The sequence below is a fragment of the Alteromonas sp. ISO5 genome (assembly GCF_058105165.1).
Map to the genome: position 1 here is coordinate 4,618,379 of NZ_CM176572.1, position 25,411 is coordinate 4,643,789.

At 48.7% G+C, this 25,411-nt stretch carries 21 protein-coding genes; 6 read left to right on the top strand and 15 right to left on the bottom strand.

Annotated elements, in window-relative coordinates; all coding sequences use genetic code 11:
* Positions 1–3: 3 nt before the first annotated feature.
* From pheS to AC2T0J_RS20965, 5 genes are all read right to left on the bottom strand, one after another.
* A complete protein-coding gene (gene pheS / locus AC2T0J_RS20945; protein ID WP_489810375.1) occupies positions 4–984 on the bottom strand; it encodes a phenylalanine--tRNA ligase subunit alpha in 981 nt (326 codons plus the stop codon).
* 216 nt (positions 985–1,200) lie between these two features.
* Positions 1,201–1,740 carry an isochorismatase family protein gene (locus tag AC2T0J_RS20950; protein WP_489807676.1) on the bottom strand — a complete coding sequence of 180 codons (540 nt, stop codon included), beginning with the start codon at positions 1,738–1,740 and terminating at the stop codon, positions 1,201–1,203.
* Between the two features lie 140 nt (positions 1,741–1,880).
* Positions 1,881–2,072, bottom strand: coding sequence for a CsbD family protein (locus tag AC2T0J_RS20955; protein WP_279321746.1), 192 nt, complete (start codon positions 2,070–2,072; stop codon positions 1,881–1,883).
* A 220-nt stretch (positions 2,073–2,292) separates the two neighbouring features.
* Positions 2,293–5,352: an efflux RND transporter permease subunit gene (locus tag AC2T0J_RS20960; protein WP_489807677.1), complete on the bottom strand. Its 3,060-nt coding sequence runs from the start codon at positions 5,350–5,352 to the stop codon at positions 2,293–2,295.
* A gap of 2 nt (positions 5,353–5,354) precedes the next feature.
* A complete protein-coding gene (locus tag AC2T0J_RS20965) occupies positions 5,355–6,446 on the bottom strand; it encodes an efflux RND transporter periplasmic adaptor subunit (protein WP_489807678.1) in 1,092 nt (363 codons plus the stop codon).
* Positions 6,447–6,538: 92 nt separating this feature from the next.
* Between AC2T0J_RS20965 and AC2T0J_RS20970 the strand changes: the two genes are divergently transcribed.
* Positions 6,539–7,435, top strand: coding sequence for a LysR family transcriptional regulator (locus AC2T0J_RS20970; protein ID WP_489807679.1), 897 nt, complete (start codon positions 6,539–6,541; stop codon positions 7,433–7,435).
* A 30-nt stretch (positions 7,436–7,465) separates the two neighbouring features.
* On the opposite strand, the gene AC2T0J_RS20975 is transcribed toward AC2T0J_RS20970, so the two are convergent.
* The 7 genes from AC2T0J_RS20975 to thrS all read right to left on the bottom strand — a co-directional run bounded on the left by AC2T0J_RS20975 (position 7,466) and on the right by thrS (position 15,011).
* Positions 7,466–9,136: a hypothetical protein gene (locus tag AC2T0J_RS20975; RefSeq protein WP_489807680.1), complete on the bottom strand. Its 1,671-nt coding sequence runs from the start codon at positions 9,134–9,136 to the stop codon at positions 7,466–7,468.
* A gap of 61 nt (positions 9,137–9,197) precedes the next feature.
* Positions 9,198–11,045 (bottom strand): alkaline phosphatase PhoX, encoded by a 1,848-nt coding sequence (locus AC2T0J_RS20980; RefSeq protein WP_489807681.1) that lies wholly within the window; start codon positions 11,043–11,045, stop codon positions 9,198–9,200.
* A 280-nt stretch (positions 11,046–11,325) separates the two neighbouring features.
* Positions 11,326–11,505 carry a hypothetical protein gene (locus tag AC2T0J_RS20985; RefSeq protein WP_489807682.1) on the bottom strand — a complete coding sequence of 60 codons (180 nt, stop codon included), beginning with the start codon at positions 11,503–11,505 and terminating at the stop codon, positions 11,326–11,328.
* Between the two features lie 227 nt (positions 11,506–11,732).
* Positions 11,733–12,089 carry a 50S ribosomal protein L20 gene (rplT, locus tag AC2T0J_RS20990; RefSeq protein WP_070174515.1) on the bottom strand — a complete coding sequence of 119 codons (357 nt, stop codon included), beginning with the start codon at positions 12,087–12,089 and terminating at the stop codon, positions 11,733–11,735.
* A 16-nt stretch (positions 12,090–12,105) separates the two neighbouring features.
* Positions 12,106–12,303, bottom strand: a complete 198-nt coding sequence (gene rpmI / locus AC2T0J_RS20995; protein ID WP_012518091.1) for a 50S ribosomal protein L35 — start codon at positions 12,301–12,303, stop codon at positions 12,106–12,108.
* A gap of 119 nt (positions 12,304–12,422) precedes the next feature.
* Positions 12,423–12,962: a translation initiation factor IF-3 gene (infC, locus tag AC2T0J_RS21000; protein WP_489810376.1), complete on the bottom strand. Its 540-nt coding sequence runs from the start codon at positions 12,960–12,962 to the stop codon at positions 12,423–12,425.
* A 132-nt stretch (positions 12,963–13,094) separates the two neighbouring features.
* Positions 13,095–15,011: a threonine--tRNA ligase gene (gene thrS, locus AC2T0J_RS21005; RefSeq protein ID WP_489807683.1), complete on the bottom strand. Its 1,917-nt coding sequence runs from the start codon at positions 15,009–15,011 to the stop codon at positions 13,095–13,097.
* A gap of 372 nt (positions 15,012–15,383) precedes the next feature.
* On the opposite strand from thrS, the gene AC2T0J_RS21010 reads away from it, so the two are divergent.
* Positions 15,384–17,354 carry a metallophosphoesterase family protein gene (locus AC2T0J_RS21010; RefSeq protein WP_489807684.1) on the top strand — a complete coding sequence of 657 codons (1,971 nt, stop codon included), beginning with the start codon at positions 15,384–15,386 and terminating at the stop codon, positions 17,352–17,354.
* Between the two features lie 67 nt (positions 17,355–17,421).
* Here the strand turns inward: AC2T0J_RS21010 and AC2T0J_RS21015 are convergent, their stop codons facing one another.
* The gene (locus AC2T0J_RS21015) at positions 17,422–18,891 is read right to left on the bottom strand and encodes an SLC13 family permease (protein WP_489807685.1); all 1,470 of its coding nucleotides are present in this window, start codon (positions 18,889–18,891) and stop codon (positions 17,422–17,424) included.
* Positions 18,892–19,085: 194 nt separating this feature from the next.
* Here AC2T0J_RS21015 and AC2T0J_RS21020 point away from each other — a divergent pair, with 194 nt between their 5' ends.
* Positions 19,086–19,985, top strand: coding sequence for a fructosamine kinase family protein (locus AC2T0J_RS21020; RefSeq protein WP_489810377.1), 900 nt, complete (start codon positions 19,086–19,088; stop codon positions 19,983–19,985).
* 10 nt (positions 19,986–19,995) lie between these two features.
* A complete protein-coding gene (locus tag AC2T0J_RS21025) occupies positions 19,996–21,042 on the top strand; it encodes a DUF3080 family protein (RefSeq protein ID WP_489807686.1) in 1,047 nt (348 codons plus the stop codon).
* Positions 21,043–21,053: 11 nt separating this feature from the next.
* Here AC2T0J_RS21025 and AC2T0J_RS21030 read toward each other — a convergent pair whose 3' ends face one another.
* Both AC2T0J_RS21030 and AC2T0J_RS21035 read right to left on the bottom strand, forming a co-directional pair.
* Positions 21,054–21,689 (bottom strand): CPBP family intramembrane glutamic endopeptidase, encoded by a 636-nt coding sequence (locus AC2T0J_RS21030; protein ID WP_489807687.1) that lies wholly within the window; start codon positions 21,687–21,689, stop codon positions 21,054–21,056.
* Between the two features lie 348 nt (positions 21,690–22,037).
* Positions 22,038–22,979 (bottom strand): hydrogen peroxide-inducible genes activator, encoded by a 942-nt coding sequence (locus tag AC2T0J_RS21035; RefSeq protein WP_489807688.1) that lies wholly within the window; start codon positions 22,977–22,979, stop codon positions 22,038–22,040.
* A 137-nt stretch (positions 22,980–23,116) separates the two neighbouring features.
* On the opposite strand from AC2T0J_RS21035, the gene AC2T0J_RS21040 reads away from it, so the two are divergent.
* Positions 23,117–23,776, top strand: a complete 660-nt coding sequence (locus tag AC2T0J_RS21040) for a carbonic anhydrase (RefSeq protein ID WP_489807689.1) — start codon at positions 23,117–23,119, stop codon at positions 23,774–23,776.
* Between the two features lie 13 nt (positions 23,777–23,789).
* Complete coding sequence (locus AC2T0J_RS21045) at positions 23,790–25,322, top strand: SulP family inorganic anion transporter (protein WP_489807690.1); 1,533 nt, start codon at positions 23,790–23,792, stop codon at positions 25,320–25,322.
* Positions 25,323–25,411 lie beyond the last annotated feature (89 nt).

Below are 25,411 nucleotides of genomic sequence, written 5' to 3' on the forward strand. Positions count from 1 at the left end.
GCCTTAATTGAACTGCTTGAGGAACCGGAGATCGTTTTCAAAGAATGCGCGCAGGTCGTTAACGCCATAACGCAGCATGGTTAAACGCTCAACGCCCATACCAAAGGCAAAGCCAGTATATTCTTCCGGGTCGATGTTCACAGCACGCAGTACATTAGGATGCACCATACCGCAGCCCAGCACTTCCAACCACTGACCGTTTTTCCCCATCACATCCACTTCTGCAGACGGTTCGGTAAACGGGAAGTAAGACGGACGGAAGCGCACCTGCAACGACTCTTCAAAGAAGTTTTGCAGAAAATCATGCAGAATGCCTTTCAGCTCGGTAAAGCTCACGTTCTTATCTACCATCAGACCTTCTACCTGGTGGAACATCGGGGTGTGAGTCTGATCGTAGTCATTACGATAAACACGGCCGGGAGAGATGATCCGCAATGGCGGTTTCTCGGCTTCCATGGTGCGAATTTGCACGCCTGAGGTCTGCGTACGCAGCATGATTTCAGGGTTGAAATAAAAGGTATCATGGTCGGCCCGGGCCGGGTGATTAGCCGGGATGTTCAGCGCATCAAAGTTGTGAAAGCTGTCTTCCACTTCAGGGCCGGTTTTTACCGCAAAGCCAAGTTCGCCAAAAAACTGTTCGATGCGCGCGATAGTGCGCGATACCGGATGCAGATTACCGTTTAATTCGGTACGGCCCGGTAAGGTTACATCAACCGCTTCTTCGGCCAGTTTTTTATTTAATTCAGCGCTGCGTAACGCTTCGCCTTTGGCACTGATAGCCTGCTGAATGTCTTGTTTGGCTACGTTAATTTTTTGTCCGGCCAGAGGACGCTCTTCGGCTGACAATTGCCCTAACCCTTTTAACAGGTCGGTCAGCTTGCCTTTTTTGCCCATGAACTCAACTCTCACCTGGTCGAGCGTTGCTGCGTCATTGGCAGCGTCAATCTGCGCTTTGGCCTGACTGACTATCGCTTCAAGCTCCATGATTTCCCCAACTTGGTACTTAATATGCTGCAAACACCCGCTGCTGTGATTACCCACCCGGGTCAGCCGCAGCAGCGGGTAAATAAAAGGCCGTTATTTTACACAAAGGATAAAAGCCGCGGCTACCCTAACAAGCTGATTTCAGCAAATAAAATCAAAAAAAACGGGAAATGGTGCGAAAACCACCCTATCCGGCGATTTTTTTGCTCCGTCAGGCTACTTTATTAACGGTAGAATCGATTTAAACTGATCAGTATCGGCTCTTTCAAGCAGTTCAAACAACGCCATTTCCACACAGCTCAGCTGTGCCCCGGCGCCCTGCATCTTTTGCAGCGCCAGTTGTTTGTTGGCAGGGTTGCGTGACGACACGCAATCACTGAGCAAATGCACCTGTTTGCCTAATGCCAGCAGGTCTGTCACAGTCTGGTACACGCAGATATGGGCTTCGATGCCGCACACCAGCCACTGTGAACGATTCAGGGCATTAATTTGCTGCTCAATACTTTCGGTGCGAAGTGCACTGAAGGTAGCCTTCGCAAAGGCTTCGCCGGCAGGCATAAACTGATTAAGTTCCTCTACCGTCGCCCCCAGTTTGTCGGGCAATTGCTCGACAAACAACACTGGCATCCCCAGGGTTTGCATGGCTCTTATCATGGTGGCTATGGATTCAATCATGGCATCACTGTTGTCGACCAATCTTGCCAGTTTGCCCTGCACATCAATAACGATAAGGCCGGTTTGTTGTTGACTTAACAAGGGTAACTCCATTTTCAAAAAATTATCGTAAGACTATAACAGACAATTTGTTTGGAAGGGACGGCTGCAACACGGTTATCCTTAGTAAAAAGCCCCGGCATGATGCCGAGGCTGTGACTGAATCAATGGAACTCACAGGTTTAACTGTTCAGTGAATCAAATTCCTGACGCGCTTTGTCGCGGCTCATGCCATATTTTTCCTGCATTTTGCCGTAGAACTCTTCGAAGTTACCTTCCATTTGTTCCACTTCGTCATCAGTAAGTTTGCCCCACTTCTGCTTTACTATACCGGTTAATTGATTCCACTTACCTTTAGCAATATCGGTATTCATGTCTTGCTCCTTGTGTTTGAAAAATTGCGCAAACGTTGAAAAACGGATGCGCATATGAAAACAACACGAGAAGTGATGCTAGAGTCATACCAGAAATTAACCCTATAAATTTCAATGCATTAAAAAATTTAAAGACAGAGACAAAGGCATGATAGAAAACTCTTACAGGCTGTTAGTGCAAGAGTTACAAGGCAGGTTGCACACGCAACCTGCCGGCGGGCTATTTGTGAATTTTAAATACCAGACTGTAGAGCACCGGCACAAACACCAGTGTTAGCAGTGTGGCAAAGCCTAATCCAAACATGATCACCACCGCCATGCTGGCGAAGAAGTCATCGAATAACAGCGGTATCATGCCCAGGATCGTGGTAATCGCGGCCATACAGACCGGCCGTACCCGGCTAAGTGTGGCATGAAACAACGCAGAATAAGGTGCTTTACCCTCTTCCAGTTCCAGCTTCACCTGTTCAACCAGTACAATACCGTTTTTGATGATCATGCCCGACAGGCTTAAGAAGCCCAGCAAAGCCATAAAACCAAACGGGGCACCAGTGATCAGCAAACCATAACTTACGCCAATCAATGCCAGCGGGATACAGGCCCAGATAATGCCGGCAATCCGCGCAGAGGCAAACAACAGCACCGTAGTAATGAACATGATCAGATAGCCCAACGGTAGCGAGCCAAAAATCGCTTTCTGCGCTTTACTGGCGGCTTCAAACTCACCGCCCCACTCCAGCTCATAGCCATCAGGTAACGGGACCGCTTCTATTTTGCTCCGTACCCGGGAGAACAGTTTAGCTGCGGTTTCATTACCCAGAATGTCATGATCGGCCATTACGGTTAGCGTGCGCTTGCGGTCGCGACGCATGATAATGGGATCTTCCCAACTCACATCAAAGCGTTTTACCACCTGAGTTACCGGGATATACTGCTGGGCCGTAGCAGAATATATTTGCAGGTTTTCCAGGTTATCGGCAGTTAAGCGCTCTTGTGGTGGTGGTCGGCTGATAATCGGCAATAAATCTGTGCCATCGCGGTACACACCAATTTGCGCGCCGGAAAAACTGGTGAGCAGCAGATTGTCCAGATCCGCTTTACTGATACCGACCTTGCGCGCAGCCGCTTCATTAAGGATTGGACGGATCACTTTGGTTTGCTGACGCCAGTTGTCGCGAATATTACGTGCCCCGTTATCAGCCGCCAGAATTGCTTTGGCTTCCGCTGCCAGGCGACGCAGTTCGGTTGGCTCAGGCCCGCTGAAGCGCGCTTCAATCTTGGCGTCGGTGGAAGGGCCAATCTCTAGCCGTTTAATTTTATAAAAGACTTCGCCGAATTCTGCCTCCATGTAGTCACGTAAGCGCGGTAACTGTGCTTCCAGAGCATCCCGATCACGCATCCGGATCACCAGTTGAGCATAGGTCGGATAGCTTTTCTCGGTCTGGTAGGTCAGCATAAAGCGGGTTAGCCCCTGACCAACCGTAGAAGTGACTTCCTCCACGCCGTCTTCGTTTAACAGGTGTTGTTCAATGTGATTAATTTTATCGGCATTCACCCGAATATCGGTTCCGGCCTTATGCCAGATATCCACTAAGAACATGGGCGTAGTCGACGGTGGGAAAAAGGACTGTTTAACACTGCCAAAGGCAATCACCGCGCTCACCAACAAAGCCACCATGGCCACTACCGTAACCACCCGAAACTTCAGCGCTACGTGCAGTATGGTACTGAATACGTCAAAAATAAGGCCGTTGTAGAGCTCTTCGCTGCCTTTGAGTTCGTCGTTGCCGGCATTGCCTGTATCTTTAAACAGCAATGAGGCAAAAAATGGGGTAAGCGTAATAGCGGTCACCCAGCTCAGCAACAAGCTGACAAACAACACCCAGAACAGGCTACCGGCAAATTCACCGGTGGCATCACTGGATAATCCGATAGGCGCAAAGGCAATAATGGCAATCACCGTGGCACCCAGTAACGGCCACATGTTCTGACTCACCACATAAGAGGCCGCCTGGGATTTGCTGTACCCCCTTTTCATGGCGATGAGTATGCCCTCGGTCACCACAATGGCGTTATCCACCAGCATCCCCAGCGCAATGATCAGCGCCCCCAGGGAAATGCGCTGCAGATTAATCTCCATTTGCTGCATAAAGATAAAGCTGCCGAGTACGGTTAACAGCAGGATGAGGCCAATCAATAAACCGGATTTAACCCCCATAAAAATCAACAGCACCACAATAACGATGCCAACTGCCTCGGCCAGGTTGAGAATAAACCCTTGCACCGAGTTATCCACTTCGATGGGCTGATTGTAGATAAAGCTGGTTTGTATCCCGACCGGGCGCATGTATTCAAGCTCGTCGAGACGCTGCATAATGCGTTCGCCCACATCAACCACGTTTACGCCATCGGCAAAGGATATGCCCAGCAACAAGGACTGCTCGCCGTTATAGTGAATAAGGTTAGAAGGGACTTCTTCATAGCCACGGTAAATGCGCGCTACATCACCAAGGTAAATACGTTCCGAAGCACCAGCCTGGCTGATTAACAGGTTTTCCAGTTCCTGTACCGATTCAAACTCACCAGTGGGATTAATGCGGATATATTCATCACCAATTTTCACCTTACCGGCATTAGACACCTGATTCTGACTGACCAGCAAGGCACTGATGCGGCTCGGACTGATCCCCAGTGAGGCAATTTGTGAACGGGCAATCTCAACAAACACCTGTTCCTGCTGTTCGCCCTGCACGGTTACCTTGCCCACGCCTTCAACCAGTATCAGCTCACGCTTAAGATAATCCACATAATCGTTAATATCCTTGTACTGATACCCTTCGCCATTGATGGCAATGAGCATACCGTAGACATCGGCGAAGTCATCCATCACTTTGGGCGGATGCACACCGGATGGCAGTGATGGCGTATGGTCGTTAATCTTACGGCGCATTTCCTCCCAAATCCCGCGCAGCGCCTCTTTGCGATAGATGCTTTTCATCTCTACGGTAATTTGCGACTTTCCCGCCGTGGAAATCGACGTGATATTATCGACGTAAGGCAATTCCTGGATGGCGTTTTCGATAGGATAGGTCACTTCCTCTTCGACCTGGGTAGGCGAAGCCCCTGGATATTGGGTGATCACCATGGCTTTTTTAATAGTAAACTGCGGATCTTCCAGTCTGCCCAGACCAAAAAAGGCAATGGTCCCGCCAATCAGCAGGATCAACGTAACCAGCCAGCTCGTGGTGCGGTTTTTTACAAAATATCCGGCGATATTCACCCTTACAGCCCCCGCTCTTTTTGCCAGACCCGAATGGTTTCACCGGTCTTTAAGCGGTGCACGCCAGCGGCGACAATTTGCTCGCCATTTTCTAACCCGCTGGTCACCACAAAACCATCGTCGGTTATGCTGCCGAGAGTAATGGCGCGCTTTTCTAACTGGTTACTGTTGGTTACCACGAAAACGTAGCTCTGCCCGGCCTTTCCGGTGCCATCCGAAAAAATGGCCGCAGCGGGCACGTTCCAGCCGCCGTTTTTCACTTTCATGATCTGATCGAGTTGCGCTCTGACAGTGGCCGACATGCCGGGGAACACATTGAAGGTTTCTGGGCGGGAAAGCTGAAATACCACTTTGTAAGTATTGGTCGCGGCATCAGCATCGGTGTTATATTCTTTTAGCTTGGCTCTGAAGACTTCGTCGGGGTGTGTATCAAAACGGACCTCAGGCTGATACTGGCTGTCTTCGTCAACGTTCGACAACATGTCTTCCGGGATTTGCACTGCAACGTCCACTACGGTGTTTTTCTGCAACGAAAAGACCGGCTGCTGAGCCGTGATACTTTCGTAATTTTCCGCATAGCGCTGCGCAACCTGACCAGCAAACGGCGCATGCAGCTCGGTATAAGCCAGGTTGGTCCGGGCCGACTTTAACGCCGCTTCGGCTACTTTAAGCTGCGCCTGTGCTTCATCGAAACCGGCTTTAGAAGCCAGTTGTTTATCGAGCAGGGTTTTGGCGCGGTCAAACTGCACTTTGGCCAAATCGTAATTGGCTTTGGCCTGATCCACGGCTATCTGATAATCAGTGGGATCCAGCGTAGCCATGATGTCGCCCGCTTCCACATGCTGACCGGCGGTAACATTAAGTGAATTAAGCTCTCCTGATACCCGAAAAGCCAGGGTTGCTTCCTCACTGGCTTCAACCACGGCTGGAAATTCACGGTAACCACCGCGATCCACACTACTGAGGGTAATGGTCTTCACCAGTTTGTTATTTTGGTTTTCCACGGCCGTGGGTTGTGCTTCACCACTGCAACCGGTAGTGGCAATCAACAGCGCAGCGATCAGGCTGCTGCGAGTCAGACTTATGGGGTTCACTTCATCTCTCCTGATAGTAGGTACTGGCAATATACGCCAACTTAAACCAAAATAATATTTAATCTATTTTACTGATAACTTAAATTTAATTTATGACATTAGAGCAATTACGCATGTTTGTTACCGTAGCAGAACAAGGCAGTATCGCCAGAGCGGCGGAAATATTACATAAAACTCAGCCTGCCTTGTCGATTGCCATTAAACGTCTTCAGGAAGAACTACAGCTCACCTTATTTAGTAAAGCCACCAATCGATTGCAGCTGACTACTGATGGTCAGAGCTTGCTTCCCCATTGCCGATACTTATTACGTCAGGAAAAGGATATTGGCGCACTGGCCTTCCATTTGAAACAGGGGCATGAAAGTAAAATCGAATTTGCCTTTGACAAATTTTGCCAGCAGGACGGCTTTTTAGACGCCATCATACAAACCCAACAGCATTTTCCTCAGACCGAGGTAAACGTTACAGCGGTCGTGAAACGACTGGGGGCAATACAGCGGCTTATCGACGGTACGGCGGATATTGTCGTGTCACCCTGGACGTTTTCGTTTCATGAACTGGCGAGTTTCGAAACCTTACCCTTTGCACGCTTTGAAGTCGTGGCCGTGATCCATCGGCAATTGCTTCGTCGGCCCGACAGAGTGCCTGTTTCCTCCAGTGAAATGCGCGATATTCCGTTGCTGATGCCACAGTCTTTTGATATTGACCTGAATCTTGAAAAAGTCATGGGCGTTGTTCCCAGCTCTACTATACGTACTAACGACACCACCATGCAAAAGGGCTTATTATTACGTGGCGCTGGCTGGGGATATATCACTAAAGACCGGATAGTCAATGAGTTACAGCAGGGCGAGTTAATACAATTACAATTGGACGACGTCAATTCGACGTATCAGGGCGAGGTAAATCTGGTCCGGGAGAAAAAAAGACCCAAAGGGCCAGTGGCGACGTTCTTGTGGCAGGCATTAATGGCTCTGGCAACGTCTTAACCGGCTGTCAGGCCGGTTAAGACACACTGATTAGCGGTTATCAGCCACTTTGCTCTCATTCCCGGCAAGCCAGTCCAGACGCATATCCCAGTGATAGCGATGTTCCGGCAATAGCGGCGGTTGCTGGGCATCGATTTCGCTCAACACATTAGCCGCTTCGGTAATAGTGGCATCACGGCCAAACAGATAGCTCTGTTCCTTTACAATAGTCTGATAAGCTTTGTTCAGCGCCAGCGCGCGCTCCGGGCTCGGTGTGATAAGCTCATAAACAGAATTGGCCTGCTTCACTTTTGCTTCGTTTACCTCACCGTCTGCATTAAACCAGCGTGCCAGCATTTCAGCATTCTGGCGGAATTCATCCCCCCCACCCACACGTTTCATGTAAGTGAGAAATTCGCCTTCCTGTTCATTGATATTCGGCACATCATCAATCTCGTGCAGGTTAATGTAACCCCAGCCTTTGGCACCAGGAACCTTACGGGCAAAAGAGAAAGTCTGATCAAAGGTAGACCCCACCGTTTTATGGCAGCCATTACAGAAAGCCAGCTCCTGCTCATGCTGCGGACGAAGTTGACCTTCAACATCCTCAATATAAGCATTCAGCGTCCAGCCAAAGCCATTATCGATGCCCTTTTCCTTGCCCAGATAACGCGTTTGAGGGAGCTTCTCAAAGGCTTTGTCCTTGGCTTCAGCATAGTAAGCCGAAGCCAGACTTTCTTTGCTACGAAACAGTGCTTTTTGCATATAGCGCACTTCTTTCATCCGCGGCGCGTTATAAATCTGCCCCTCGTCATCCACACCAATATAACGCACCGTGTGTAATAGCTCGGTACCCTGCGGATAGAGCTGATAACTCAGCTCTATACTGCTGGCATCGCCAATATAATGGCTCTGACGCTGGATATAAGCGATTTCTTCACTGAGTGCTCCGTCACCATTTAAATCCATACCAATGGCCTGTTCATTGAGTGGCGGCACCGCCAGGGTATTCACATCTTTGAGGGCCATTTCCAGCAGTGTCAGGTTGGCCAAATACACATCTTCGCTGTATTCGCCCTTATGCTGCTGAAACGCTACGGGCAAACGGATCATGGCATCGCCGGTTGAACCGTTGGTGGGCCAGAACGTACTTGGGAAAGGCTTATAGTTATACGCTACCCAACCGCTACCATCATTAGCAATACCATGCTCACCGAATGCTTTATCGGGGTAACTGAGTTGCTTAATTTGCATCTCGGCCGGTAGGCCAGCCGCCGCCTCAGTGCTGGCGGTGTAATTATCTTCGCCAATGTATTCAAGAATCGCTTCGTCACTAATATCGGCAATCAGTTCGCGGCGATCGACAAACAGGTTTTTCCAGCTGTTGGTGAGTCCCACATCAGAAAATTCATAGTTGCCCTGCAACGTACCGTCACCCATCTGGTTGGGCCGGTTCTCGCTTCTATCGTAACTCTGGTGACAAGCGTAACAAGGGTTATTTTTACCGTTAGTCTTGGTATAGCACTGCGGCGGAATGACCGACTCAGGGTTATATACCTCATTATGTTCCAGGTACGCCAGAGCGGGAATGTCATCCCCTTCCGAATAGGGATAAACGGTGTCTTGCGTGCTATTTTGTGCAGCACTTTCGTCGTTGCAGGCACTGATTAGCAATGAGCTCAACAGTGTTAGCAGTGATACTGATATCGATGTTTTTTTCATAGTTTTATAAACGCAAAAATCCGGGTGCCAGGGCACCCGGACAAATTGAACAGTGTGTTACTTATTTTTGAGCTGGCTCATACATCCACAGGGTGTTGTTTTCCTGGAAACCGTCTTCACCAATCAGAATACGTCCGTCGTTCATGACGATAACGTTATCCGGCTGAGAAAGCTGATCCACATCACAACGCTCTGCACCAGTCAGGCTTGACCGGTAAGTAGACCCCATCACTACAGGCTCAATACGAGAGATATTGTAGTTCTCGCCAAGACGGGCACGGTACACGCCGCCACAGTCTTTAACGCGGGCAGACAGTTGCATGTCACCTTCACCGTCTACCATGGTGTTGTCGATGTCAGAAATACCAATGTAAACGTAAGCATCGGTAATAATTTCGCCTTCGATAGTATCTACACCTTCAACGGCTTCCTGAGCACGTTTGTGGTTAACCGAGATACCTTCCAGCTTGCGCCATTCAGCCGTTGCGCCCTTGGCTTTAGCCGCGGCACGTGATTCAAGGAACGCCACACGGTCATCCATTGGCTGACCGGCAGTCACTTTGCCACCGCCATTTGCAACAGTAGGGTAAGTCGCATCGCCGTTGGCCCAGGCTGCAACATCGGCCAGCGTGATATAAGAGCTTTCGCCTTCGACGTAATCGTCGGTGCCGATACCGTTGTACTCGTCAATCCAGGCACGGATCGTCAGGTTATCGCCACTTGCCAGCTCTACCCACTCTACGTCAAAACCAGTGGTGGCCGGATCATTCTGCCCCACATCCTGAGTCAGTTTCGCACCATATAAGGTACCGGCGCTTAAGTCTTCCGCCACATCAGCAACAAATTTAAACAGTACACCACCAGTGTCGTCCTGAGACAGGTAGACAGTGCGGCCATCAGGCATTACAGTTGAGTTTTCGTGCTCATAACGGCCCATCGTGAAGTGTTTAACAATCACCGGTTCAGCAGCTGCTGGCTCCGTCACTTCAGCGATGTAGCCATAGTTATAGGGGTTTGGTACGTCTGGCGCGGTCATTTCCCACATACGGCCGATGCGCGCATTGGTGGCCACTGCGTTGGGATCATTCCAGCTGGCATCTGTGGTGCTGTCGACTGACGATTCGACTACCCACTCTTCTGATGTCAGTGGTGTACCCCACGGTGACATTGAACCAAAGCAGTTAGCTGCGGTGCCCCATACCGGCGAGAAATCCAGCATCATCACATCGGTCACTGTCCACATGCCCTGTTCATCACGTTCGATCTGCATACGGCTCATGCCACCTGGCAGCTCTTCCCAGTTAGAAAACAGGTAGCCCTGGCCTTCGCCCGTTGGCAGGAAGCCGTTAAAGTCAGGCATATCGTTTTCCAGTACCAGCGTTCCGCCATCAAGGGTATAAATGTGACCAAGACCTTCAGGCAGATCACCGTTGTAAGTGTCACCAGTCTGACCTAACACCTGATACTGACCAATCGCAGTGGTGACCAGTTGCTTTTCTTCTTCCGATGCTGGTACCGGTGAATCCGGTAAAGTAGCTGGCAGGTTATTAAAGTTAACGCCGGCCAGTACCCCTACAGTACCGGTATTGATTGGCATGCTGTTAATGCTGTTGGTGGCAGTATTGGTGCCCGATGGGTGCTGTACGTTAAAGAACAGATCGCCCTCGTCAGTCAAAAAAATACCGGTCACTTCAGCACCCAGTGGTACAGTGGCGATACGGGTTAATTTACCTACTGAATCGCCACTTTCTCCTTGTGGACCTTGTTCGCCTGGTGCGCCCTGTGGGCCTTCTGCACCAGGTGCGCCATCAGCACCGTCATCGCCATCAAGTGAACAAGCTGATAAACCCATTGCGATAGCGAGCGCTAACGCAGAGTAACGAATACCGCGAAATAGTTCTTTTTGCATTATTTTTTCCATCTTGTATGTGCATGAGTACAACGGCCTGATTGCTGTACCCGGATTAATTTTGCGCGAATAGGTTGAACACAAGGTGTGAAAATGCGGTGACAGCCACATGACAAATGGGTGAAGGTTTTATTAATACAATATGATAATCAGCAAGTTAGAAAAGCCTTGCGGTGATAAGACAGGCCAGCAGCCATGCAGCATCCGCCTCTTTTGAGCAGCGGTTAATGCGCCTGTGCTTTTTTTGTGAGAAAGCGTTTTTTAATTGCGGGCTTAAAAACTACGCGGCCTGCTTGGCGGCATTAAAGCCTTCAATAAAGCCACTGATAAATTCAGGAGCAGCCAGCCCGATTAGCAGGCATAAGGCAGATATCAGCATCATATTGCGGTTATTTTTTCTGTAGCCCAGGGTCATTAAGACGATAAAGAGAATAAGGCCGGTAATTTCCAGATAGACCATGGTTAAATCCTTTTAACTTATAGAGATATTACGGCAAGCCGCGTACCAGACAATTTGATCGCAGTTATTACAGTGGCCAGCTTCTATACTTAGCTGAAGTGCTAGTATTGCCGGTTTTATTTTTGTGGTCAAGTGTACTAGCTGTGGAATCTTCGTTGCAGAAACGAAAAACGGCGAGCATCCTGCTCGCCGTTTTCCGAAAGAACTTAAACTTAATTAGTTAATAATTAAGCTAATGCGCCTTTAGCCGCGTCGACTAATGCGCTGAAAGCCGCTTTGTCATGAACTGCGATGTCGGCAAGGATCTTACGATCGATTTCGACAGACGCTTTTTTCAGACCGTTAATGAAACGGCTGTATGACATACCGTTTTGACGAGCCGCAGCGTTGATACGTGCAATCCACAGTTGACGGAATTGACGCTTACGCTGACGACGGTCACGATAAGCATATTGACCAGCTTTAGTTACAGCCTGTACCGCTACGCGATAAACGCGTGAACGAGCACCGTAATAACCTTTAGCTTGTTTTAAAACTTTTTTGTGACGTGCACGTGCAATAGTGCCGCGTTTAACTCTTGCCATTATTCAGTCTCCTCGATTAAACGTAAGGCAGCATGCGCTGAACTAATTTAGTATCAGAGTCATGAACCAGTTTTTTGCCACGCAGGTGACGTTTACGCTTAGAGCTCTTCTTAGTCAGAATGTGACGTAAGTGAGACTGTTTGCTTTTAAAGCGGCCTGAGCCCGTTTTCTTGAAACGTTTGGCAGCACCACTAACAGTTTTCATTTTAGGCATTGCTAAAACTCCGCATTGTTTAGGGTGGCTAATTATCGGTGTGCAGTCACCTTTATAGCCAGTTAATGTTTGCAGCAGGGTGTTTTGGGGTGCAGATTCCCAAAAACTTTAAACCACTACTACTTCTTAATTGGGGCGAGCACCATGATCATCTGACGGCCTTCCACACGACGTGGGAAAGACTCGCAGTTAGCAATCTCTTCCAAATCACCTTTTACGCGGTTTAAAAGTTCAATGCCAATCTCTTGGTGAGCCATTTCACGTCCGCGGAAACGGATCGTGACCTTGGCTTTATCGCCACCTTCCAGAAAGCGACGCAGGTTGCGCAGTTTTACCTGGTAATCGCCTTCATCAGTGCCAGGGCGAAATTTAATCTCCTTGACCTGAATTTGCTTCTGTTTTTTCTTCTGCTCTTTCTGAGCCTTCGATTTTTCGAAGAGGAACTTACCATAGTCCATAACTTTACAGACTGGCGGCTCAGCGTTCGGACTAATTTCAACAAGGTCTAAACTTGCTGCTTCGGCAGAACTCATTGCTTCACTTATCGAAACAACGCCTACCTGGCTTCCATCAGCGCCAATTAAGCGCACTTCTCTTGCAGTAATTTCATCGTTAATCCGGGCTTTATCACCCTGAGCCTTATTGTTAGCGCCTTTAATGTGCTATTCCTCCAACTACTTTAATCTTTACCTGATTCCCTGTTTTCAACAAATTATGTGGAAATCAGACACTTGCTTATTTACATACTACAACGACAGCCACGCTGCATAATTAGATGCGCGAGTATACCGTTATTTGATGATTTTTCCAGCGATTTCTTCATTCGCTAACGCAATAAAGTCTTCCACAGGCATACTGCCTAAATCTTCACCACGACGGGAGCGCACAGCAACCTTGCCTGCTTCCATTTCTTTATCGCCAACCACCAGCATATAAGGTACGCGTTTTAGCGTATGTTCACGAATTTTAAAGCCAATCTTCTCATTTCTCAAGTCGGTCTTCACTCTAAAGCCCTGCGCTTGCAGAGAATCGACCACCTGTTGGGCATATTCGGCCTGATTATCGGTAATGTTCATCACCACCATTTGCTTGGGTGCAAGCCATAATGGGAATAGCCCGGCGTACTCTTCGGTCAGAATACCAATGAAGCGTTCCAGTGAACCCAGTACCGCACGGTGAATCATCACCGGTACTTTACGCTCACCGTCTTCGGCAACGTAAGAAGAGCCTAAGCGACCCGGCATGGAGAAGTCAGCCTGCACCGTACCACACTGCCATGCGCGATCCAGACAGTCGTAAAGGGTAAACTCGATTTTCGGACCGTAAAACGCGCCCTCACCCGGCAAGTATTTAAATTCAATGTTCTTGCTGTGCAGCGCATCGGCCAGGGCTTTTTCGGCTTTATCCCAAATTTCGTCACTACCAACCCGTTTTTCCGGACGAGTAGACAGCTTGACTTCAATTTTTTCAAAGCCAAATGTGCCATAGGCATCGTAAATCATGTCGATACAGCTACACACTTCGTCGAGCATCTGTTCTTCGGTACAGAAAATATGCGCATCGTCCTGGGTAAAGCCACGCACCCGCATCAACCCGTGTAAGGCTCCGGATGGTTCATTACGGTGACAGCAACCGAACTCAGCCATGCGTAATGGCAAGTCACGGTACGACTTAAGCCCCTGGTTAAAGATTTGCACGTGACCCGGGCAGTTCATGGGCTTAATTGCATATTCACGCTTCTCTGATTCGGTAGTGAACATGTTTTCGGCGTATTTATCCCAGTGTCCGGATTTTTCCCACAGGGTGCGATCCATCATCAATGGCCCTTTCACCTCATCGTAAGCGTACTTCCGCAGCATCTCACGAACAAACTTCTCCAGCTCAGTGTAAATGGCCCAGCCATCATTATGCCAGAACACCATACCTGGAGCTTCTTCCTGCCAATGGAACAAATCCAGTGTTTTACCAATTTTACGATGATCACGCTTTTCTGCTTCTTCCAGACGCGTCAGGTAAGCCTTTAACTGTTTCTTATCTGCCCAGGCAGTACCGTAAACCCGTTGCAACATTTTGTTATCGCTGTTGCCACGCCAGTAAGCACCGGCTACTTTCATCAGTTTAAAGTGATGACAAAACTTCATATTCGGTACATGCGGGCCACGACACATATCCACGTATTCTTCGTGGTGATACAGGCCTGGCTTGTCATCCTGGCTGATATTTTCATCCAGAATTTCGATTTTGTATGGCTCATGGCGTTCTACAAACGCATCACGGGCTTCCTGCCAGCTAACGGTTTTCTTCACCACATCGTAGTTGGTTTTAGCCAGTTCCAGCATGCGCTTTTCGAGCTGCTGAATATCTTCCTGGGTCAGCGAGTGCTCCATATCCACGTCGTAGTAAAAGCCGTTGTCGATAACCGGGCCAATGGCCATTTTGACATCCGGGTAGAGCTGTTTAATCGCATGCCCTAATAAGTGCGCGCAGCTGTGACGAACGATTTCCAGACCTTCTTCGTCTTTAACGGTGAGGATCTGTAAGTCTGCATCGTGTTCAATGATATCAACCGCGTCAACCAGTTCGCCATTTACTTTACCGGCAACGGTGGCTTTGGCCAGACCAGGACCGATATCGTTAGCAACATCTAAAACTGAGACAGGGTTATCGAAGGAGCGCTTGCTTCCGTCAGGAAGAGTAATAACTGGCATGAAATATCCTTACAGTGGTGACACCTACTCTGTGCCACTTGTGTTAACGTCTGATGTGAAAATACCGCTGACCGCGGCTATGGGTAAGTTCCCAATAAGGCTCGGATTATAACCATTGAGACGCCACATGCAATGGCTGAGTGACCGGTTTAGCCGTGATTTTAGCCAGCGCTGCGATTTCGCCGTTTTTTTCACCTGTTTTTGACTCTTTTGGCAGCTGGTAACACTGTTTGCGGCAGGTCACAACAAATTATTTATGAATTTTAAATAACCATATTGCAATAAAGTATTTTTATTTCTGCAACTTTATGTAACAAATTAGACTTTACATTAATGCGCGCAGCACTTTCACTCATTAACAGCAGGAAAGCTATGAACGCGTTAACCAAAAAGACTTTAATACCCTCTTTGCTGGCAACAGCAGTATTAACCGGATGTGGTAGTGACTCATCTCCCACGACGCCTGTAACCTCTCCCAGCGAAACGCCTCCGGAATCAACCACGCAGACAATTGAGCCTTTTACTATCGGATTGTTGCCCGACACTCAGGGCGGCACAGACGCCACAGGTCAGGCCCATGTATCGGTTTATCCTATGCGCGAAGTACTGGCACATCAGGCTGATGCCGGAGTAGATATGGTTATTGCAGTGGGCGATTTAACCGATAAAGGCTCAGATCTTGAGTTTGCCGAATGGCGTTCGGTTGCTGATGCATACAAAGAGCAAGGCATTGAATTTATGCCGTTGATGGGTAATCACGAAACCAGTTATGCTTACACCTATAACTGGATAGAAAACATGAAACACTTTATCCCGCAAGATGCCGTACACATGCCGGATTATGAGTGGATAAACTACTATGTTATTCGCGATAACGTGCTGGTATTTGCCCTCGCCTATTACAATTTGCCAGTGGCGTTTGAATGGATCAAAGAAACAGTTGAAGCAACCAAGGACATTGACCATATTGTTGTGGCCAGTCACGATGGCCTGATTGGTGCCAAATACGGGCAAACCCGGGAGCAAATCGTTGAAGGCACTAAAGATGATGACTGGGTGTATTCAGTTCAGCCTCAAATCCGCAAATTTTTTGCCGATCATGACGTGATTTATGTACAAGGTCATGAACATCAGTATCAGCGGTCACTAGTCAGCGCAAAAACCACACTGCAGACCACCCCGTCAAGTTCCACGCCCAGCGGTGGTAATTATCGTATGGATACCTACACCCAAATCATGTCGGGTAATGCCTCATACAAAGGTTATGAATTCCGCTACGGTGAACGTGAGCTGGTACAAATGATCGTAGCGCAGAAAAATGCGACAATGGATAAGGGTTCCGAGCATTTTGATGTAAACTCAGCGCTATTGACCTTCACCGGCGAGCGCGTCGACTATCAGGCCTATTATGCGCCGCATACCGCAACATCCAACGATCCCGATCAGGACTTTTCCGCAGATTGGCACTTGATGGACAAATTTTCACGAACTAAAAACCGCTGTGAATCAGTTATATACCCCAACTCCATTCTACCCAACACCAGACCGGTGTTGGTATTCCAGACCCACTATCTTAGCAATGAATGTTACGCCGATGATGGCAGTTACGTTAATCTGGTTGGCGGTCAGAACAATACCTTTAATCGTACTGACACCCGTACAAGAGACATGGGCTTTACACCCGGTATTACCCGGGCAGAGTCAATGAACGATCTGCTTCGACTAGCTTACCAGTGGCTGTATCAGGCGCATGAAAGCTGGAGTCCGAACCTGAATAGTCCGGTTCGGGTGATCCCCGATTATGACGCAAATGAACTGTTGATCCCAGAAACCACTATCGACCTTAAAGAGCACGTCACTCTGAGTTGGCAAACCGGGGCAGATACCGCTTCAGATATCCTAATTATCAGTGGTACACAAAATCAAACCGGTGTCTATCAGGATGACTACGGTGTGCCAATAGATATAGAAGCAGAAACCGGATTAGGTAACTCACAGACTGACAGCACCGCAAAGCAGCCTATTACCTTACCGGCCACAGCCACCAAAGACTGGGATATCAGTACTGCGGTAAGCGATGCTTATGCCGTTCAATTTACCGGGGCAGAATCATTCGATGCAACTACAGTAACTCTTGGTATACAAAACAACGGGACATGGCAAGCATTAGCTCCGGCCAACTGCATAGTCGATTCGGCCTGGACAGATACCTACCTCAGTGAACCTCCTGTACTTGATACTGAGTGTGCAGACTATCCGTTAACCGGTTATGACAGCGATTTTGGCAATCGCTGGTGGGTAGTACTGAGCAAAGATGCAGAAATCGCACTAATCAACCAATAACGCCTCAACCAAGCGGCCGGAACTTACTCTCTGGCCGCCTCCTGCCTTTCTGAACCACAAACGCTTACTACTGTTTAAACCCTGCCGGAAAGCCATTCAGATCAAAGCCCCATAATACGGGCAATAGCCAGTACACTGCGAAGGACAATAAAATAATTGAAATAAAGTTCATCCAGATACCGGTTTTGAACATATCGGCAATTTTTAAATAACCTGAACCAAACACAATGGCATTGGGTGGCGTGGCGACGGGCAACATGTATGCGCAGGAAGCCGCAACGGTTACCGCTACCATCAAAGTATAAGGATGCACATCCAATGCCAGCGCCATGGGTGCCAGAATAGGCAATAGTACGGTGGTAGTGGCCAGATTGGAGGTGATTTCAGTCAGAAAATTCACCGCCGCAATTAAAATCGCCACCAGCAAGAATAACGGTAAGGCTTCCAGTAATACCAAATGCTGACCAATCCAGTTGGCCAGCCCGGATTTCTGGAAACCGCCGGCAATGGCAATACCACCGCCAAACAACACAATGGTCCCCCAGGGCATTCTCACCGCTTCCTCCCAGGTCATGATGGGCTGTTTTTTATCTTTAGAGGAAAACAAAAATAAGCTGGTCGCGGCGGTAATGGCAATAATGGTATCGTCGAGTTGCGGTACAAAGTGTTGCAGATAAGAGCGGAAAACCCACATCAAAGCGGTCCCTACAAATACCGTTAGCACCAGTTTTTCTTCATAACTCATGGGTCCGAGGTCATGGCGAAGTTTAGCAATTTCTTCACGTCCGCCCGGGAACTGACTGTCTTTACACGCAAAGGCAAAACGGGTGAGGTATACCCAGCATATCGTCAGCAACACCACACTGATAGGAAAACCAAACATAAACCAGGTGGCAAAGCTGATATCAATACCGTAGATTTGCTGCAAGATGCCAGCTAACACCAGATTAGGCGGCGTACCGATAAGCGTAGCCATACCACCAATGGAAGCCGAATAGGCAATCGCCAGCATCAGCGCTTTACTGAACTGCTCCCCCTCTTTGGGATTTAAGGCAGAATGCCCCAGAAACTGACTCGCTACCGCCACACCAATGGGTAACATCATTACCGTGGTAGCGGTGTTAGAAATCCACATCGACAAAAAGGCGGTAGACAACATAAAGCCCAGGATAATACGCGGTACGTTACTGCCTACAACATAAATAATGGTGAGCGCGATACGCCGGTGCAGGTCCCAGCGCTCAATAGCAATCGCCAGAATAAAGCCCCCCATGTATAAAAAGATGTATTTGTGGCCATAAGAAGCCGTAACATCGGCGATATTCACGCCACCAAATAAGGGCAGCAGCACAATGGGTAACAGTGCTGTGACGCTAATCGGTATGGCTTCTGTGATCCACCAGATTGCCACCCACAGGGTGACGGCCAGCACAGCAACGCCCTGCTGACTCAGATTGTCAGGACTAAATCCCAGTAAAATACCCAGAAAAACCGCCGGGCCAAGTCCCAGCCCCACTTGTTTGGTTGAAAGCGCCATAAGAAGAAACAACGTGTTGTTATGGTAGTACTTGTTATAAAGACAAAAAAAGTGCATTAAATCAAGCGCTCTAGTTTGTTATGTTGAATTATTTGTCGGACTCAGACTGTTAATGTCGCCGAAAACACTACTATTGGTCATGGCTGGAACTGGCAAACAGGCCAATATATTCCATACTCAGGAAAAGCGTGAAGATGCATACAACCATGTGGCAATTTATCAGCGAACAAATCAGTGAGCACTCCGGCCACTTATTTGTCTGTCAGAACCGTCAACCGGTAGCCGGAGGCGACACTCACCAATGCGCGGTTATTCGCGATGACAGCCAGCGCTACTTTGTTAAATACCGTCCCCTGACCTCGGTTGACAATACCGAACTGGACGCCGAAGCCGACGGTTTAAAAGCGCTCGCCAATACCGCTTGTATTCGCACTCCCAAAGTGATTTGTTACGGCGTACTGGAAGAGGACCGCCAGTTACATGAGTATCTGGTAATGCAGTACTTAAAACTGTCGCAAAGTGCCGGCGAAGACTGGCTCACCTGTGGTAAACAACTGGCCCATTTACACCGAACCAGCTGCGGCCCGGAATATGGCTGGCCCCGGGATAATTACATCGGCCGCTCGGTACAGGTCAATACTGCCACCAACAGCTGGGCGACGTTTTTTGCGGAAAGCCGGATCGGAGCCATGCTGGAACTACTGGCCCGGCAAGACCATGTGTGGTGTAACATTGATGTCTGTACCACGCAGATTTACCATTTTCTGCAGGACTATCAGCCGCAGCCATCCTTATTACACGGCGATCTGTGGCGCGGTAACCTGGGCTTCCATCATCATCAACCGGTATTATTCGATCCGGCGGTATACTTTGGAGACAGAGAAACTGACCTCGCAATGACCGAGTTATTTGGGCGCCTGCCCGACCCGTTTTACGAAGGGTACAACGCTATCTGGCCGCTCGATGAGGGTTATCCAGGCCGGCGCAAGTTATACCAGCTTTACCACATCCTTAATCATGCCGTATTATTTGGCGGTCACTACCTGCAGGCCGCGCAGGACGACATTGTACAACTGAATCAACAACTACTTTAAGGGCAGTTCATTGCAGGAGTCTGACTGGCAGCACAGTGCCAGGGGGATGCTATTTTCCCTCGCTATCTTAGTTTGTATCACCGCATGTTCACGGCATCAGGTAAGCGACGATATCAACGAATACAGCGAACGGCTGAGCCGGGTGCTGGACACCGAATTAATCGCAGCCGAGGAACCACCAGGAGCTGATTATCCACAGCGTGAGTTGTTGTTTCTGGAACCGGTCCAGCTGGATATTAACCTGACCCGTTTTTATCAGCTTCAACAGTGCGAGCTGGGCAATCTGGTGGCCGAGCGCAACACGGCACTGGGTAAAATACAGCACTATTCCCAGCGTTTGGTCTATGAACGCCAGCTATTGGCGGCACTAGCAGACTGTATCACTTTTGTCGGCAAGCAAAGCGATCAACCCGCTCGTGAATTGCTGGCGGCTATGCAAACCTGGTACGCGGCCAAGCAGGCTGCTTATCCTGAGCACTGGAGCAATATGCTGGTACTCAGTGATGAAACCCGGGCTGCCTTCGACCGACCTCTGCCAGCCCAACTGCTTACTGATACCATGGATATTGCCGGCCAACTCACACTGTTTCAGCAACTGGACAGTTATTTATCGCCCCGCGCCGGTGCAGAAGCCAACCTGGAAGCGCCGTTGCAGGCTATTGGCGCTACCCGTCTACCCGCCTCGGTATGGCAGGCTCAGCATCAGATAGCGACACGCTTACCGCCACTCACCGCACAGCTGGATCCCCTGCTAGCTAAGATAGCCTGCCCCGAAGGCAGCGCCACAGAGCAGGCAGACATTTTACGTAATGTGTTTTATTTGTTTTTTATTGAGCGGATCCAGCCCATTGGTGGTCACATCAACGATTTTAACTATCAGTTTGCCCCGCTGCTTAGCAAATGGCGTCATGAAGACACACTGCCCGAGCCATTCAGACAGTTTTTAAGCACCCAGCAAACTCGCTTTACCGCCTACCAGCAGGCCATGCAGGATCATGTGAAATTATGGCAACGCTTTTTGGGGCGGTGTCATTTATCACCTACCGCCCCCGGGTAACAGAGTAAACCCTAAACCGTATGTTGCAAAGAGAGGTACGAACCCAGGCCGATGGTAAACAGGAAACAACCCCATAAGGAATGCTCAATTACCACTACCACCGTGGAGCGACTTTGCAGATAGCGTATACCAAACATGGCTCCGCCAACCGCCGACAACGCCACTGCCAGCCAGTTACCGTAAATCGCATGAGCAAAGCCAAATAAAAAGGTACTCGCTCCCAGCCGTAAGGAGTGCGTGGGCAAGATAGATTTGTAGCGGTGAAAGAAAAACGTGCGGTAGATGATTTCCTGAGGGAGCACCGAAAACAGCGGATAAAGCAGCAAGGTTAACAGCCACAGAGAGGTTTGTTCGGCCGGCCACTGCAGAAATGACTCTGGTAACCAGAAGTAAACAATGGCAGCGGTTGCCAGCGCCCAGGGTAAAAACAGGCGCAACGAAGCTTTGAGGTGAGGTTTACCCTCCTGCCAGTTCCATAACCGGACCCGCTTAAACGTGTGATCAGACATGAGTAACCACAAACAAACGCCCCCGACCCCTGCCAGTAGCACCAACAGATAAGGACCAAATTGATTTACCCCGGCCAGGAACAGCAGCGGCAGAACAATAAACAGGCTGAACAACTCTAGCCAACGTTTTGCTTGCATTAGTAAAACCCACATCAATGTGAAAAATTTATGACGTTATGATGAATTTTATACTATTTTCCCGTGACAAACGATGAGTCAGCGCATTTTTTATACTTTTAACCAAACTCTGGTAGCTAGTTCACACAACGCTGTTTGTACGGGTGATTTACGCAAACTATGAGCCCAGCAGCCATACAAGGTTGAAAATTAAACAAAGTATTTTTAATATCAATTAGTTAAAGCAACGGCCGTCGTCATCGACGCAACCGTTGTACAAGTAGATGTAGCGCAAAAGCTAACATGAAAGGTAAATACGGCTTTGTTCGCGGTAATCACTGCCAGCCATTCTTAGCTGCCTGGAAGTAACTAACTGTCAACTTTTACCGCATGACCAAGACTGTCGGACAGGATGCGCCGGATTTCATTACCCAGTTCGCGGAAAAACACCCGTCCTGGCGCGGTGTTCCGCCACACCAGATTGTGCTGACGTTCAATCGGCGTGTCTTTTAACTCACAAACATGCAGTTCATCTGGTTGATGCAGTTCGGAATGAACATAAAGGCCCGGCAGAAATGCTACGCCCATGCCCATTACCACCATTTGCCTGAGTGTATCCAGACTCGTGCCCTCATAATCCCGCGTTACCTGAGCACCGATTTTCATACAGATCTCATGCACCTGATGGTGAAAATGGTGAGCCTCTTCCAGCGTCAGTACCGTTTCGCCATGAATCTGCTCCGGCTCTATATACTGTAAACCGGATAAAGCATGGTCACTGGGCACCACAAATTTTAAGGGCTCAATAAACAGTTTACTGGCTACCAGTTGGGAAGATTTCTGTGAGCCCGGAGAAATAATGATATCAAAATGACCATCGAACAAGCCCTGCACCAACTGTGTGGGCGCAGCCTCACGCACGTAGAACTTTAATTTAGCGTAACGTTTGTGCAGTTGCGGCAGAATAAAAGGCAGTAAATATGGTCCTAGTGTGGGCGGTACACCCAGCCGGTAGGTGGTTTGGTTACCACCGGCTATGTCCCGGGCTTTCTCTTCAAACCGAATGGACGATTGCAACACATCTTCTGCCAGCGGCAACAAGGCACGGCCCTCCGGCGATAACAGAGTACCACTGCGGGAACGTTCAAACAGTGATATGCCGAGACTTTTCTCCAGCACATTAATTTGTGATGTCAGGGTTGGCTGACTTATACCCAACACCTGGGCAGCGCGGCGGTAACTTAACTCCCGGGCCAGTGCCACAAAATAACGAAACTGCGTATAAGTAACTGACTTGGATGAGGCGACCATAATCTTAAGTCCAAATAAATAAAGTCAACATATAGTCAAAAACTATCACGAATTGAACTATTTTTCTATTAACCTATCAGGTAACAATGATTTGGTATTTTGTATAATTTTCTATTTTCATATTTAGGAGCGACTAAATGGACCACGTTATCTCTGGGGTTGCAAAATTCCAACAAGAAGTTTTTCCAGAAAAGAAGGCTGCATTTAAAAAGCTCGCCACTAGTCAAAATCCTGAAGTACTTTTCATTACCTGTTCTGATTCACGTATCGACCCTAACCTGGTCACTCAAACAGAACCGGGCGACCTGTTTATCTGCCGTAATGCCGGTAACGTAGTGCCGCCACACAGTAATCAAACCGGTGGTATGACAGCCTCAATAGAGTTTGCCGTAGCGGCCCTGGGTGTCACGCACATTGTTGTGTGCGGCCACTCTGACTGTGGCGCCATGAAAGGCGCCATTGCCCCGGAAGCGCTTACCTCGCTACCGCATGTAAAAGAATGGCTGGGCCACTGCCGCGTTGCTACCGATGTGGTAAAAGAACGTTGTGGCTGTGACTCACTGAATAAAGATGACCACTTACAACTGGTTACTGAAGAAAACGTGGTACAGCAACTTCAACATCTGCGCACTCACCCGGCGGTAGCGGCTAAAATCGCCACCGGTCAGGTAGAACTGCACGGCTGGTTCTACAACATTGAGACTGCTGAAGTGCTTAACTACGATGAAAAAACTGGTAAATTTGTGCCTATGGAGTCTGCTTTTGCCGCCGAGGAGCAATTGGTAGCAAATAAATAACGGGATCTTTTAAATGAAATTGGACCTATCTTTCAGTGAAATAAAAAACGATTTACCCGCGAGTATCGTGGTGTTCTTCGTTGCTCTGCCGTTATGTCTTGGTATTGCGCTCGCCTCTGGTGCGCCGCTGTTCTCAGGTATTATTTCAGGTATCGTCGGCGGTATTATCGTCGGCCTTTTCAGTGGTTCACGACTGGGCGTAAGTGGCCCGGCTGCGGGCCTGGCAGTTATTGTATTCGACGCCATTGGTACACTGGGAAGCTGGGAGTTATTCCTGGTTGCCGTAGTGCTATCCGGAGTCATCCAGCTCATTATGGGCTTTGCCCGGGCTGGCTTTATTGCGTACTTTATTCCCACATCAGTGATCACCGGTATGCTTGCCGGTATTGGTTTACTGATCATCCTTAAACAAATCCCTTACCTGTTTGGCTGGCATGCCGACTTTCTTGGCGAAGAAGCCTTTGTTCATGCCAATGGCGAGAATACTTTCTCTGCCATAGAGCATGCGCTAGGCCTGATGTCGCCGGCAGCGATATTAATTTCCGGCGTGTCGCTGGTTCTGCTGGTAGTTTGGGATAAGTTTTTGGTACCGCGTCACAAAATCTTCCAGCTTATCCAGGGCCCTATTGTCGTGGTGCTGTTAGGTATTCTGGCATCAGTGATGATGCGTCAGGCTGGTACTCCGCTGGATCCGAGCATGCTGGTATCACTGCCTGTGATTAACAGCTTCAGTGACTTTACCCAGGAACTCGCGTTCCCTGACTTCTCGCAGATCTTCAATATGGACGTGCTAACTATTGCAATCGTAATGGCTGCAGTGGCCAGCATTGAGACACTGTTATGCGTAGAAGCTACCGATAAACTCGATCCGCACAAAAATGTCACGCCGACTAACCGCGAACTCAAAGCGCAGGGTCTGGGTAACATTATCTCTGGTCTGGTGGGCGGTCTGCCGATTACGCAGGTTATCGTCAGAAGCTCAGCCAATATTGCTTTTGGCGGTAAAACGAAGATGTCTGCCATACTACACGGTGTATTCCTGCTGGTGGCGGTTCTGGCGATTTCTTCCATGCTCAACCTGATTCCGCTGGCGTCATTGGCTGCAATCTTAATAGTTGTCGGCTATAAGCTGACCAAGCCGGTGATGTTTAAGGTAATGTACAAGAATGGCTGGGAACAGTTCCTGCCGTTTATCACGACCATTGTGGTCATGATTTTTACCGACTTATTAACCGGTGTATTTGCAGGTTTAGGCGTGAGTATTTTCTTTACCCTGAAAAGCAGCTTCCTTAATGCCTATCAGTTTAAAGAAACCATCAATGAAGACCATGGTGAAATGACACATCACATTGTACTGGCCGAGGACGTATCATTCTTTAACAAGCCAAGCATTCTGAAAAAGCTCAATTCAATTCCGGGCAATTCTAAAGTGGTGCTGGATTTTTCTAACACCAAGTCCATTGCATTTGATGTGAAAGAAATGATTAAGGATTACATCGACCAGGCACAGACCAAAAATATTCGAGTCGAAACCATTAAGTTCTGATCACACGCCAAAAACCGGGTATCCCAACCTACCCGGTTTCACACAGCGTCGTTAACGTAAAAGGCAGCCATTTGGCTGCCTTTTTGTTT